9 protein-coding genes and 1 pseudogene are annotated in these 11,910 nt (G+C 71.6%); 4 read left to right on the top strand and 6 right to left on the bottom strand.

Annotation, left to right across the window (positions count from 1 at the left end; translation table 11 throughout):
- The coding region (locus tag VFH59_RS11005; protein WP_325164941.1) for a TCP-1/cpn60 chaperonin family protein at positions 1–685 on the top strand (685 nt) is incomplete at its 5' end.
- A gap of 203 nt (positions 686–888) precedes the next feature.
- On the opposite strand, the gene VFH59_RS11000 is transcribed toward VFH59_RS11005, so the two are convergent.
- Positions 889–2,226 (bottom strand): PLP-dependent aminotransferase family protein, encoded by a 1,338-nt coding sequence (locus tag VFH59_RS11000; protein ID WP_325164940.1) that lies wholly within the window; start codon positions 2,224–2,226, stop codon positions 889–891.
- 17 nt (positions 2,227–2,243) lie between these two features.
- Positions 2,244–2,873, bottom strand: coding sequence for a LysE family translocator (locus VFH59_RS10995; RefSeq protein ID WP_325164939.1), 630 nt, complete (start codon positions 2,871–2,873; stop codon positions 2,244–2,246).
- 180 nt (positions 2,874–3,053) lie between these two features.
- Here VFH59_RS10995 and VFH59_RS10990 point away from each other — a divergent pair, with 180 nt between their 5' ends.
- Complete coding sequence (locus VFH59_RS10990; RefSeq protein WP_325164938.1) at positions 3,054–3,407, top strand: YciI family protein; 354 nt, start codon at positions 3,054–3,056, stop codon at positions 3,405–3,407.
- A gap of 86 nt (positions 3,408–3,493) precedes the next feature.
- Positions 3,494–5,338, top strand: a complete 1,845-nt coding sequence (locus tag VFH59_RS10985; RefSeq protein ID WP_325164937.1) for an ABC transporter ATP-binding protein — start codon at positions 3,494–3,496, stop codon at positions 5,336–5,338.
- 21 nt (positions 5,339–5,359) lie between these two features.
- Here the strand turns inward: VFH59_RS10985 and VFH59_RS10980 are convergent, their stop codons facing one another.
- The 3 genes from VFH59_RS10980 to VFH59_RS10970 all read right to left on the bottom strand — a co-directional run bounded on the left by VFH59_RS10980 (position 5,360) and on the right by VFH59_RS10970 (position 8,514).
- Entirely contained in the window at positions 5,360–5,713 is a 354-nt protein-coding gene (locus VFH59_RS10980; protein ID WP_325164936.1) for a hypothetical protein, read from the bottom strand.
- 187 nt (positions 5,714–5,900) lie between these two features.
- A complete protein-coding gene (locus VFH59_RS10975; RefSeq protein WP_325164935.1) occupies positions 5,901–6,455 on the bottom strand; it encodes a hypothetical protein in 555 nt (184 codons plus the stop codon).
- Between the two features lie 169 nt (positions 6,456–6,624).
- Positions 6,625–8,514 carry an LTA synthase family protein gene (locus VFH59_RS10970; RefSeq protein WP_325164934.1) on the bottom strand — a complete coding sequence of 630 codons (1,890 nt, stop codon included), beginning with the start codon at positions 8,512–8,514 and terminating at the stop codon, positions 6,625–6,627.
- A gap of 130 nt (positions 8,515–8,644) precedes the next feature.
- Between VFH59_RS10970 and glnE the strand changes: the two genes are divergently transcribed.
- Positions 8,645–11,488 (top strand): bifunctional [glutamate--ammonia ligase]-adenylyl-L-tyrosine phosphorylase/[glutamate--ammonia-ligase] adenylyltransferase, encoded by a 2,844-nt coding sequence (gene glnE / locus VFH59_RS10965; RefSeq protein ID WP_325164933.1) that lies wholly within the window; start codon positions 8,645–8,647, stop codon positions 11,486–11,488.
- 276 nt (positions 11,489–11,764) lie between these two features.
- On the opposite strand, the pseudogene VFH59_RS10960 reads toward glnE, so the two are convergent.
- Positions 11,765–11,910: pseudogene (locus VFH59_RS10960) on the bottom strand (IS481 family transposase); the annotation flags it as partial.

Here is an 11,910-nt window from a genome sequence, read left to right as displayed (position 1 = left end):
CAAGCGCGTGGTGATCACCAAGGAAAACACCACGATCATCGACGGTGCCGGCGAAGCCGAGCGCATCCAGTCGCGCATCAGCCAGATCAAGGCGCAGATCGAGGAGACCTCCTCCGACTACGACCGCGAGAAGCTGCAGGAACGCGTGGCCAAGCTTGCCGGCGGCGTGGCCGTCATCAAGGTCGGTGCCGCCACCGAGGTCGAGATGAAGGAGAAGAAGGCCCGCGTCGAAGACGCCCTGCACGCCACCCGTGCGGCGGTCGAGGAAGGCGTGGTGCCGGGCGGCGGCGTCGCCCTGATCCGTGCGCTCAAGGCGGTCGAAGGCCTGAAGGGCGACAACGAGGACCAGAACCTCGGCATCGCGATCACCCGTCGCGCGCTGGAAGCGCCGCTGCGCGCGATCGTCGCCAATGCCGGCGAGGAGCCCTCGGTGATCCTCAACAAGGTCAAGGACGGCCAGGGCAACTTCGGCTACAACGCCGCCACCGGCGAGTTCGGCGACATGGTCGGCATGGGCATCCTGGACCCGACCAAGGTGACCCGCACCGCGCTGCAGCACGCTTCGTCGGTCGCTGGCCTGGCGATCACCACCGAGGCGATCGTGGCCGAGCTGCCTAAGAAGGAAGAGCACAGCCACGCCGGTGCCCCCGGCGGCATGGGCGGCATGGGCGGCATGGACTTCTGAGTCCCCGCGCCCACCGCAGTGTTGGAGAGAACCCCGCCTCGCGCGGGGTTTTCTTTTGCCCCGCAGGGCTCCCCCTGCGGGAGCGCATCTGTGCGCGCCCCAAGGCCGGTGTCCTTGTGCGTAACGGCCGCGAGCGGTGCACGTGCACCCGGGTGGATGTCCTCGGGCCGCGCACAGGGGCGCGCCCTTGGAAGGCCTGTTTTTCACCCGGGCGTCGGGCCGTGCTGCAGCAATTGCCCGAGGACCGCCAGCGCCTCGCGCAACTCCGCGCTGGACGCTGTCGACGAAAGCGCAAGCCGCACGCCGGCATGGCCGCGCACGCCGGCAAGCCGGAACTCCCCGTCCGGCGCCACCGCCACCCCGTGGCGGCGGGCGTGGAAGGCCAGTCGCTCGGCGTCCCACGGGGCGGCCAGCGGCAACCAGCCGTGCGTGCCGAACGCCGGGGCGCGGTAGCCATGCCGGCCCAGGAGTGCGGCAGCGATCGCCTGGTGCTGCGTCGCGTCCTGCCGGCGTGCCCGCACCAGCTCGTCCATCAGGCCGGTCTCCAGCCAGTGCGCGGCGAGATCGGCCAAGATCGGCGAGGCCATCCACACCGCCGCGCGCAGGTGCCGCCTGTAGCTGTCTGCCAGCGCGCGTGGCACGTGCACGAAGGCGGTGCGCAGGGCGAAACCGGCGACCTTGGACAGGCCCACGATCAGCAGCGTGCGTTCCGGCGCCAGCGCGCACAGCGGCTGCGGCGCCGGATCCAGCGGCAGCGCATCGTCGTCTTCGATGAGCCACAGGCCATGCTCCTGTGCGAGGGCGGCCAGCTCGCGCCGACGCCGGGCGCTCCAGCGCAGCGCCAGGGGGTTGGAGCAGCTCGGCGAGGCGTACAGCGCGCGCAGGCCACGCGCGGCGACCAGCGCCTCGACCGCATCCGGCCGCGGGCCTTCGGCGTCCACAGCGACCGGCAGCAAGCGCGCGCCCACGAACTCGGCCGCGGCGGACAGGCCCGGATTGACCAGTGGCTCGCAGGCGATGCCGCCGCCCTCGCCGACGACGCTGCGCACGGCGACCAGCAATCCGGCCTGTGCGCCAGGCGTGATGAACACCCGGGACGGTTCGGAGGCGACGCCGAACGAAGCCAGCCAGCGCGCGGTGGCCTCGACGTGCAGTGCCTCCTCGCGGGTCTGGCCCGCGCGGTCGAGCAGGGCGCGCGCGCGTCCCGCGGCCAGCCGCGCAAAGGCGTCGCGCAGCAGTGCGGAGGCGTTGAGGTGGCGCGGCGCCAGCGGCGCGTTCAGCGCCAGGTCGCGCAGGCCTTCGGTCGGCGTCGGGCCGGGCGGCCCGGGCGGCGGCGCCACGACTGTGCCGCTGCCCACCCGTGCATGCAGCCAGCCGTGGCGCGTGGCTTCGGCGTAGACCCGCGTCACGGTCGCCACCGACACGCCCCAGCGACGGGCCGCCGCGCGCTGCGAGGGCACTGGCTGGCCGGGCTGCAGCCTGCCATTCGCGATCTCGCTTTCCAGCGTGCGCAGCAGTTGCTGCCAGGTGGGGATGGTCATGCCGCCATCTTCGCAGGTCAGCGATCAGCCAGCGGCACCAGCGCCAGCAGCACCGCGACGACCACCAGGCAGGCACCGGAGCAGGCCTGACGCAGGCGCACGGCGCGGGCCGAATGCGCCAGTCGCCCGGCTGCCGCCGCCATTGCCGCGTAGGCGCCCAGCACCGGCAGCTCGATCGCCATGCACAGCGCCGCGAGCAGTGCGTACTGCGGGAGCAGTGCGTGCCCCGGTGCCACGAACAGCGGCAGCAGCGCACCGAAGAAGATGATCGACTTGGGATTGGCCAGTTGCCCCACGAGGCCCTCGGTGAACGGTCTTCCCGTGGTGGCGGCGTTGCCGCCCGGCTCGCTGCCGCCGGCGGTCCAGGCCGCGCGCACGGCGGCCGATCCGCGCCATGCGAGATAGACGGCACCGACCAGCTTGAGCCCGTGGAAGGCGGGCGGCCAGGCGCGCAGCAGCAGGCCCACGCCCAGGGCCGAGAGGGCGAGGTAGCACACGTTCGCAAGCTGGATGCCCAGCGCCACGCGCAGTCCGGCCACGGTGCCGCGCGCCATGGCGTGCGAGGCGGTCAGCAGCACCGCGGGGCCGGGGGTGATGGCGAACAGGCCCTGCAGGAGGGCGAAGGCAAGCAGGGTCGGGTGGTGCATGCGGATGAGCCGGGAGGGAGAGGCGGGCATGATGTCCGCTGGCCCTGCGGCCGCGGTCCCGATGCCGCAAAACCGGTGCCAAGTGTCCCAGGACACTTGCCCGGTGCGTGCCGGAGGGCGCGGGCGATGACGGGCGTATGCGCCAGGCTGGCGGGCTTTCCAATACGAAGGATCCATCCCATGTCCGATCCCGGCCTGCCGCACGTCCTGGTGGTGTACGAGCCGGCCGAGGGCTATCCCCGCGGCACGCCCGCGCAGGTGGCCGAGGCGCTGGCGGCAATGCCGGCAATGGCCCTGCACATGGCGCGCCTGGGCGAGGCCGCGGCACGCGGCGACGTCCTGCTCGGAGGTCCCGTCAGCGCGATCGGCGATGGGCTGCCGCGGGGCGGGATGGTGGTATTCCGCGGCCGCGAGGCGGCCGACGTGGTGGCGTTCGTGGAAGACGACCCGGTCGTCCGCGAGGGGATCGAGCGGGCGCGGGTGTACCGGTTCGCGCCGGCACCCGGAATGCACGGGTCGGTCGACGCCTCTTAGCCCGACCCGCCGGATCGAGGCGCATCTTCATCGCACGGCGGGCGGCCATGGGCCAGAATGTCCGGCCCCATCCCCGGGATGCGCCCATGCTCTTCCGCTGGTTCGAATCGCTGATCGATCCGTTCAAGGATCCGGCCGACGTGATGCCGCCCGCTACGCCCGGGCGCTTCTACCTGTTTTACCTGCGGCAGGTATGGCCGATGTTCGCGGCGGTGTTGGTGGTCGGCTTCTTCGTCTCGATCATCGAAGTGTCGCTGTTCGCGTTCATCGGGCGGCTGGTGGACATGGCCAAGGTCGCGGACGGCGCGGCGTTCTTTCGCCAGCATGGCCGCGAACTGGCCTGGATGGCGTTCGTGGCGCTCATCGCCCGGCCGCTGTTCAACGCGATGCACGACCTGCTGGTCAACCAGGCGATCGTGCCGAACGTGACCGCGCGGATCCGCTGGCAGAACCACCGCTACGTGATCCGCCAGAGCCTGGCCTTCTTCCAGAACGACTTCGCCGGGCGCATCGCCAACCGCATCATGCAGACCGGCAGCTCGCTGCGCGAATCGGCGGTGCAGATCGTCGATGCCATCTGGTACGTGGCGATCTATACCGGCAGCGCGATCGTGATGTTCGCCAAGGCCGATGCCTGGCTGGCCGCGCCGCTGGTGCTGTGGCTGCTGCTCTATATCGCCACGCTGGCGTTCTTCATCCCGCGCACGCGGCAGCGCTCGTGGCGCGCGTCCGAGGCGCGCTCAAAGCTGATGGGACGCATCGTCGACGGCTACAGCAACGTGCTCACGCTGAAGCTGTTCGCGCACACGCGGCGCGAAGAGGCCTATGTCGCCGACGCGCTGCGCGAGCAGGTGGACAAGACGCGTGCGATGACGCGCCAGACCACCGCCATGGATGCCACCATCACCACGCTCAACGGCTTCCTGATCGTGGGCACCTCGGGGCTGGCGCTGTGGCTGTGGAGCCGCGGCCAGGTGACCGTCGGCGCGATCGCGCTCTCCACCGGGCTGGTGATCCGCATCAACAACATGTCCGGCTGGATCATGTGGGTGGTCAACGGCATCTTCGAGAACGTCGGCACGGTGCAGGACGGCCTCCAGACCATCGCCCAGCCGCGCGCGGTGCAGGACGCGCCGGGCGCGATGCCGCTGGAGGTGACCCGCGGCGAGGTGCGCTTCGAGCACATCCACTTCCATTACGGCAAGGCCGGCGGGGTGATCGCAGGACTCGACCTGGCCGTGCAGGCCGGCGAGAAGATCGGCCTGGTCGGTCCCTCCGGGGCCGGCAAGTCGACCCTGGTCAACGTGCTGCTCAGGCTCTATGACCTCGAAGGCGGGCGCATCCTGGTCGATGGCCAGGACATCGCACGCGTCACCCAGGAAAGCCTGCGCTCGCAGATCGGCGTGGTGACGCAGGACACCTCGCTGCTGCACCGCTCGATCCGCGACAACCTGCTCTACGGCCGACCGGAGGCCAGTGAGGCGCAGATCGCCGAGGCGGTCCACAAGGCGCGGGCGGACGAGTTCATCCCGACGCTGAGCGACGGCGAGGGCCGGCGCGGCTACGACGCTTACGTGGGCGAGCGCGGGGTAAAGCTTTCCGGCGGCCAGCGCCAGCGCATCGCCATCGCCCGCGTGCTGCTCAAGGACGCGCCGATCCTGATCCTGGACGAGGCCACCAGCGCGCTGGACTCCGAGGCCGAGGCGGCAATCCAGGAAAGCCTCGACCTGCTGATGCAGGGCAAGACGGTGATCGCCATCGCGCACCGCCTGTCCACGATCGCGCGGATGGATCGCCTGGTGGTGCTGGACAAGGGCCGCATCGTGGAGAGCGGCACGCACGCGCAACTGATCGCGCACGGCGGGCTGTACGCGCGCCTGTGGGAGCGCCAGACCGGCGGCTTCGTCGCGGCGGAGGATGCGCTGGCCTGAGCGGGGGTCCCCCGCCCCGGGTCAGTGCCCGCGCGCGGCGCGCAGCTTCTCGCGGGCCTTCGCGTTCAGATCGCCGGTCGGTCCGGCACCCTCGCTGGGCGTGTCCGCCACCGGGCCGGCATCGTGCGCCTGGGTCTGCTTGAGCAGGCCGCCCAGGCCCAGCGCTTGGGTACCCGCACCGGCGCCGTCGGTCGTGGATGCGGTGCCGTCGCCCGCGCCGATGGCGAGGCCAGGGTTCGCGCTCATGCCAGTTGCGCTCGCGCCGGTCTGTGACGGGGTGGCAGCCTGCCCCGCACCACCCGGGATGACCTGGGCAAAGGCGGGAACAGCGAACACGCTGGCGCCGATGAAAACGGCAAGCAGGGTCTTGTGCATGAGTTGCCTCCGTCGGATGGTTGCCGCAGAGCGTCCGCGGCGGCCGGGGCGATGGCGGGCCTGTCCTGGCGCGTGCGCCGGTCCGGTGCTGCGTGAGCGGCCGACAGATGTGAGCCGGCCGCGGTGGATATGGCGTGAAGGGGCCGCAGGGTGGGGCGGTGGCCGGGGCCCACCCTGCGGCCGGCCGTCAGTGGCCGTGCTCGTCGGCCTGGGCGCGGACCCTGGCGTCGGCGCCGACCGAGTTCCCGGTGGCGGTCCGGCGCGCGGCGTCGCCGACCGAGCCGGCCGTGCGTTCGGCGCTGCCGGCGGCGGTATGCACCCGGTCGCTCACCTGGTCGCCGACACCACGCGCGGTAGCGGCAGTCCGATCCGCTGCCGCCCCGGCATCCACGCTGGCGCCCGTGCGGACCCCGGCGTCCGCATCGGCGCGGTGATCGCCCGCGCGGATGCCTGCCGAACCACGCGCGGCAGTGTCGACGTCGGCCTGACCGTGGCGATCCAGCGTGCGGTGGGTCTGTGCCGTGGCATGGCGGGTGGTATGGCGCACGTGGCGGTCGGCGCGCTGCAGGGTCTGGCCCGGCCGGACGGCGAGTTGGCCCGGCGTTGCGCCCAGCGCGCCGCTGGCGCCACCGGTCAGGCCGGCACCCACCCTGCCGGCGCCACCGAGGCTGACCTGCGCCAAGGCAGGCAGGACGGCAAACACACCGGCACCGATCACAGCAGCAAGCAGAGTCTTACGCATGGATTGTCCTCCAGTCGTGGGAAGGCCGCGGTAGCTCCTCCGCGGTTGTCCCGAACCTAGGGGGCCTTCCCCGACCGCACTCTGAATACGCCCGTGCCCGCTTAAGCGGGCGGACAGATGGCTGAACGCCCGCTCGTGCAGGCCAGGTGAAAAGCCGCCTGGACGTCCATCAAGGACGCGCGCCGTAGGCCCCCGTCGGTGCGGGTGAGCGGTCCGGCGCCGGCGCGTGGTTCGCCGAGACCAGTTGCGGCGGCAGCAGCGCCTCCAGCTTGCCCTTAAGGCGCAGCATCGCGACGCTGGCCATGTCGCGGTCGATCACCTTCTGGGCGGCGGTCATTTCCGGCTGGGGCGCGCCGGGCGTGCGGGTGAACCCGGCCAGCTGCGGCGCAAGCACCTGGGTCAGCGCGAAGTAGGGATCGCCGTGGACACCCGCGGCGTCGAGCAGCTTGCCCGGCAACATCCAGGAAGCCAGGCTCTCGCGCCGGGGCGGCCCGGGGTTGCGCGGATCGAGCAGCAGCCAGACGCCCGGTTCGCTGAGCATGTCGCCGCCGTCGACGAAGCCGGTGACGTTGAAACTGTTGGTCAGCGCCGGCAGGTGGTCGCCGTAGAACAGCAGCAGCGTGGGGCGGTCGCGCCCGGCCAGCAGCCGGGCGAGGCGGCCGAGTTCGGCGTCGGCGTGTTCGGCGTGATAGAGGTAGGTCTGCAGCTCCTGCTTGTCGCGGCCGCTGATGCCTGGCGGGACCGGAATGGCGTCGCGCGCGGCGGCGTCGGCCGGGGGCACGTCGTACGGGCCGTGCGCCTCGATGCTGATGGCGAACAGGAACTGCGGCGGACCGTTGTCCTTGAGCTGGCGCATGATCTCGTCGGTCATCGCCCGGTCCGCCATGTACTTGCCGTCGTTCGGCGCGTCCTTCGGAAAGGACGACTGCGAGACGAAACGATCGAAGCCGATCTTGCGGAAGGCCGCCGCGCGGTTCCAGAACGCCGGATCGTTGCCGTGGATCGCGGTCGTGCTGTAGCCGTGCGCGCGCAGCGTACGCACCACGCTGGGCACCACCTTCTGGTCGAGCGTCAGGTAGGGGAACTGCAGTTCGTCGAAGTAGCGCAGCGACAGGCCGGTGAGCACCTCGAACTCGGTGCGGATGGTGCCACCGCCGAACGTAGGCACGTGCAGCGGGCCGCTCGTGCCCTGCTGCTCCAGGCGGTGCAGGTTGGGCGTGAAGTGGTTGTCCTGGTAGCCGCGCATGATGGCCGGGTCGAAGAACGACTCGCTCTGCACCACCACGATGTCCGGCCGCTCGCCGCCCGGCGGTGCCGCACCGAGGCGGGCCTCCAGCGCCTGCCGGGTCTGCGCGATCAGCGCCTTGGCCGCATCCGGGTCGGCCTTGTGCCCTCCATGCCCGTATTGCTGGTGGAACAGCAGCAGCGAGCTGACCAGGCCCGAGTGGTTTGCCGTCACGTTCGGTGACCACGGTTCCAGCCAGAGCACACGTGCGTTGTAGACCTTGCCCCATGCGCCCACGCCGCCCAGCAGGCTACCCAGCAGTACCACCGCGGCAGCCCCGCCGAGCAGGCGCTTGCCGTAACCGCGGCGGGGAAACAGCGGCGGCTCCAGGCGCCACATCGCCACGATCAGTGCGATGCCGGCGAGCAGGCCCAGGTAAGGCCACGGACTGTGCGGCAGGTAGCCGACCAGCACGTGTGCGCCGCCCTTGGCGAGCTGGTCGACCATCAGGAAATCGGCCGGCATCAGCGGATTGCCCAGGTTGGCGGCCTTCAGCGCGTTGATCTGGTAGAGCAGCGCCTCGAACAGGAACACCAGCCCGAACGAAAAGACCAGCCGCCGGGTGAACGCCAGCAGCGCCCACGCCGCCAGCAGTCCAGGCAGGGCGTTGGCCAGCGGAAAGCGCGGCTGGTCGAAGATGCGCAGCGGGGTCACGCCGACGCCGCCATCCATCAGGCCGGTCAGCAGCACGAAGGCCAGGCTCATCAGCACCACGGCCAGGATGCGCGCGGCACGCGGGCGCCAGTGGGTGGTGGGGTGATCGGTCAAAGGCATGAAAGGATGGTCCGCTGGCACGACGTGAGGGAAAGGTGACTGTAATCGGGCGGAAATGAATCATGCGTTCGTCCGCCACCGGTGGTTGCTGCCGGTTCATGCGGCCCCGGGGCTACGGCACAATGGCCGGATGAGCGCCCCCGAAAGCCCCGCGCTGCGTGCGCTGATCGACGACCGCTACGCCGAACTCGCCGCCGGCTGCCGCGCCGCCGGTGTGGCGTTGCACGACGACGCCGGCGTGGCCGAGCGTATCCGTCGCACGCTCGCCGCCAGCGACTTCGCCTTCGAGGTGTGGCGGCGGCAACCGCAGTTGCTGGCGCCGGCCGGCCTGGACCGCCTGCGCGCCGGCGGCGACGCGGCGACGCGCATCGGCTCGCTGGCCCTGCCCGAAGACGAGGGCGCCACGCTGGCCGCGCTGCGCCGGTTCCGCCATGCCGAGGCACTGCGGCTGGTCTTCCGCGACATCAACGGACTGGACGACCTGGCCGAAACGCTTTCGGCCACCAGCGTGCTGTACGAGTCGCTGCTGGGTGCCGCACTGGGCTGGTCCGAGCGCGCGCTGGCCGCCCGCTACGGCCATGCACGCGGCGAGGACGGCGCACTGCAGCGGCTGGTTGTGATCGGCTTCGGCAAGCTAGGCGGGGCCGAGCTGAACTTTTCGTCGGATATCGACCTGGTGCTGGCCTATCCGCAGGCCGGGCAGAGCGACGGCACGCGTTCGCTGGACAACAGCGAATACTTCGTGCGGCTCGGCCGGCAGCTGGTACGCCTGCTCAACGAGCCCACCGACGATGGCATCTGCGCGCGGGTGGACCTGCGCCTGCGCCCGTTCGGCAACGCCGGGCGGTTGGCGCTCTCCTTCGCGGCGATGGAGCAGTACTACCAGAGCGAGGGGCGCGACTGGGAGCGCTACGCCTGGATCAAGGCACGCCCGGTAGCCGGCGACCGCGCCGCCGGCAAGCAGCTGCAGGAGCTGTTGCGCCCGTTCGTCTACCGCAAGTACCTGGACTACACCGCCTTCGCCGGGCTGCGCGAGATGAAGGCGCTGATCGACGCCGAGGTGGCGCGCAAGGACCTGGCCGACAACCTCAAGCTCGGTCCCGGCGGGATCCGCGAGATCGAGTTCATCGTGCAGCTCGAGCAGCTGATCCGCGGCGGGCGCGAGCCGAGCCTGCGCGTACGCGGGCTGGTGCCGGCGCTGGCCGCCTGCGAGGCGCGCGGGCACATCGGTGCGGCGCGTGCCAAGGCACTGCGGGAGGCCTACCGCTGCCTGCGCCGGGTCGAGAATCGCGTGCAGATGCTGCGCGACGCGCAGACCCACGACCTGCCCGAGGACGCGCTCAGCCGCGAGCGCATCGCGCGAGGCCTCGGGCATGGGCACTGGGAGGCACTGGAAGCCGAACTGGCGCGCCACCGCGCGGTGGTCAGCGAGGATTTCGCCAGCGTGCTGATGCCCGCCGGCGGGCGCGCCGCCCGCGTGGCGGTCGCCGACACCACGTTGTGGCAGCAGGCCTGCCACGGCGTGCCGGAGCCCGGCGTGCTGGAGGCGGCCGGTTTCGAGCCAGGCATCGAGGCGGCCGAGGCGTTGGCCAAGCTGCCGCAGGCGGCCTCGGTGCGAGCGATGTCACCGCGCTCGCGCGAGCGGCTGGATCACCTCATGCCGCACCTGATCGCCGCCGCCCGCGCCAGCGCCGCGCCGTTGCCCTGCCTGCTGCGCCTGTGCCGGCTGGTGCAGGCGGTGGCCCGGCGCTCGGCCTACCTCGCCCTGCTGGAGGAGCAGCCCGCCGCGCGCGCCCGGCTGGCACGACTGTTCGCCGACAGCGCCTTCCTGGCCGAGCGGGTCATCGCCCAGCCGTTGCTGCTGGATGACGTGCTCGACCCGCGCATCGACCAGTTGCCGCTCAAGCGCGCCGACATCAGCGCCGAGATCAGCCGCGTGCTGGCGACACTGGACGAGCGCGAAGCCGAGGCCGAGCTCGAACGCATCAACGAGTTCAAGGCCAGTATCGCCTTCCGTCTCGGCCTGGCTTTCAACGACGGACGCGCCGATGCGGTCGCCACCGCGCGCCGCCTCGCCGCGCTGGCCGGCTCGGTGGTGGAGGCGGTCACCGCGCTGGCCGAGCGCGAGCTGGTCGCACAGCACGGCCGCCTGCCCGGCGAGGGCTCGGGCTTTGCCGTACTCGGCTACGGCAGCCTCGGTGGCGAGGAGCTGGGCTTCGCCTCGGACCTGGACCTGGTGTTCGTGTTCGACGGCGCGCGTACGCAGCTCGCCAGCGACGGCGCCCGTCCGCTCGACGGGGTGCGCTGGTACCAGCGCCTGGCGCAGCGCGTGATGAACTGGTTGACCATCCTCACCCGCGCGGGGCGCCTGTACGAGGTCGATACGCGACTGCGCCCGGACGGCTCCAAGGGCCTCTTGGTGAGCAGCCTGGAAGCGTTCGCCGCCTACCAGCGCAGTCGTGCCTGGACCTGGGAACACCAGGCGTTGCTGCGCGCTCGCACGGTGGCCGGCGATGCGGCGCTCGGCCAGGCCCTGGGCGCGGTCCGGCGCGAAGTGCTGGCGGTGCCGCGCGAGCGCACGGCGGTGCTCGCCGAGGTCAGCCAGATGCGCCGGCGCTGGCGCACGGAGCGGGATCGCTCGGACGCGGCGCGGCTGGACCTCAAGCAGGGCCATGGCGGGCTGCTGGACATCGAGTTCGCGCTGCAGGGACTGGTGCTCGCGCACGCCGCGGCCCATCCGTCGTTGCTTGCGCATACCGCCAATGCGGCGCTGATCGATGCCTGCCGGCGCCTCGGGCTGCTGGACCCGGCGCAGGCGGACGTGTTCGCGCGGGTGCACGCCGAGTTGCTGCAGCGTGCCTTGGCCTGCACCCTGGACCTGCGGCCGCGGATCGCGCCGCGCGAGCCGGCGCTCGAGGCGCTGTGCGCGGAGGTGCGCGCAGTGACCACCGCCCTCGGTTTCGACTTCGCCTGACGATCTGCTTTCTCTCCCCGCCGGGAGTGGGCCGGGTGAGGGGGTCTCGACGGGACTCGAAGTCCCGTCGAAAAATTGGCCGGCGTGCTGCCGGCCACCTGCGGGCGACCGGCCGTCCGCCCGTCGCGCCATGGGGGCCCGGAGAAGGCAGCGCGCTGCTGCGCGCACTTTTCGAAAGGGCACAGAGCCAGGAGCAGAGGCCAGCTCCCTTTCTCCTCCGGGGAGGGCTGGGGTGAGGGGCCGGGGTTCGCCTTGGCGCTGGGTCGGCGAGACCCGCTAGCTGTGTAAACCCACCAGGTTGTTCATGGCGATGCGGGTGATAGGTGGCCGGTAGTCCAGGCTGGCGTGTGGCCGGTGCCAGTTGTACTGATGCAGCCAAGCCCACCAGTGCGCGGCGCGCTGGGCCGAGTGGTCATAGCTGC

This window comes from Frateuria sp., from assembly GCF_035695185.1.
Lineage (GTDB): Bacteria > Pseudomonadota > Gammaproteobacteria > Xanthomonadales > Rhodanobacteraceae > Frateuria_A.
Note: the sequence above shows the minus strand (reverse complement) of the source record. Positions and strands in the feature narration are given on the sequence as shown.

Coding starts and splice junctions, on each gene's coding strand:
- VFH59_RS10990 (WP_325164938.1), top strand. CDS start 3,054: ATGTCCGATCCCGGCCTGCCGCACGTCCTGGTGGTGTACGAGCCGGCC.
- VFH59_RS11000 (WP_325164940.1), bottom strand. CDS start 2,226: ATGACCATCCCCACCTGGCAGCAACTGCTGCGCACGCTGGAAAGCGAG.
- VFH59_RS10985 (WP_325164937.1), top strand. CDS start 3,494: ATGCTCTTCCGCTGGTTCGAATCGCTGATCGATCCGTTCAAGGATCCG.
- glnE (WP_325164933.1), top strand. CDS start 8,645: ATGAGCGCCCCCGAAAGCCCCGCGCTGCGTGCGCTGATCGACGACCGC.
- VFH59_RS10970 (WP_325164934.1), bottom strand. CDS start 8,514: ATGCCTTTGACCGATCACCCCACCACCCACTGGCGCCCGCGTGCCGCG.
- VFH59_RS10995 (WP_325164939.1), bottom strand. CDS start 2,873: ATGCACCACCCGACCCTGCTTGCCTTCGCCCTCCTGCAGGGCCTGTTC.
- VFH59_RS10980 (WP_325164936.1), bottom strand. CDS start 5,713: ATGCACAAGACCCTGCTTGCCGTTTTCATCGGCGCCAGCGTGTTCGCT.
- VFH59_RS10975 (WP_325164935.1), bottom strand. CDS start 6,455: ATGCGTAAGACTCTGCTTGCTGCTGTGATCGGTGCCGGTGTGTTTGCC.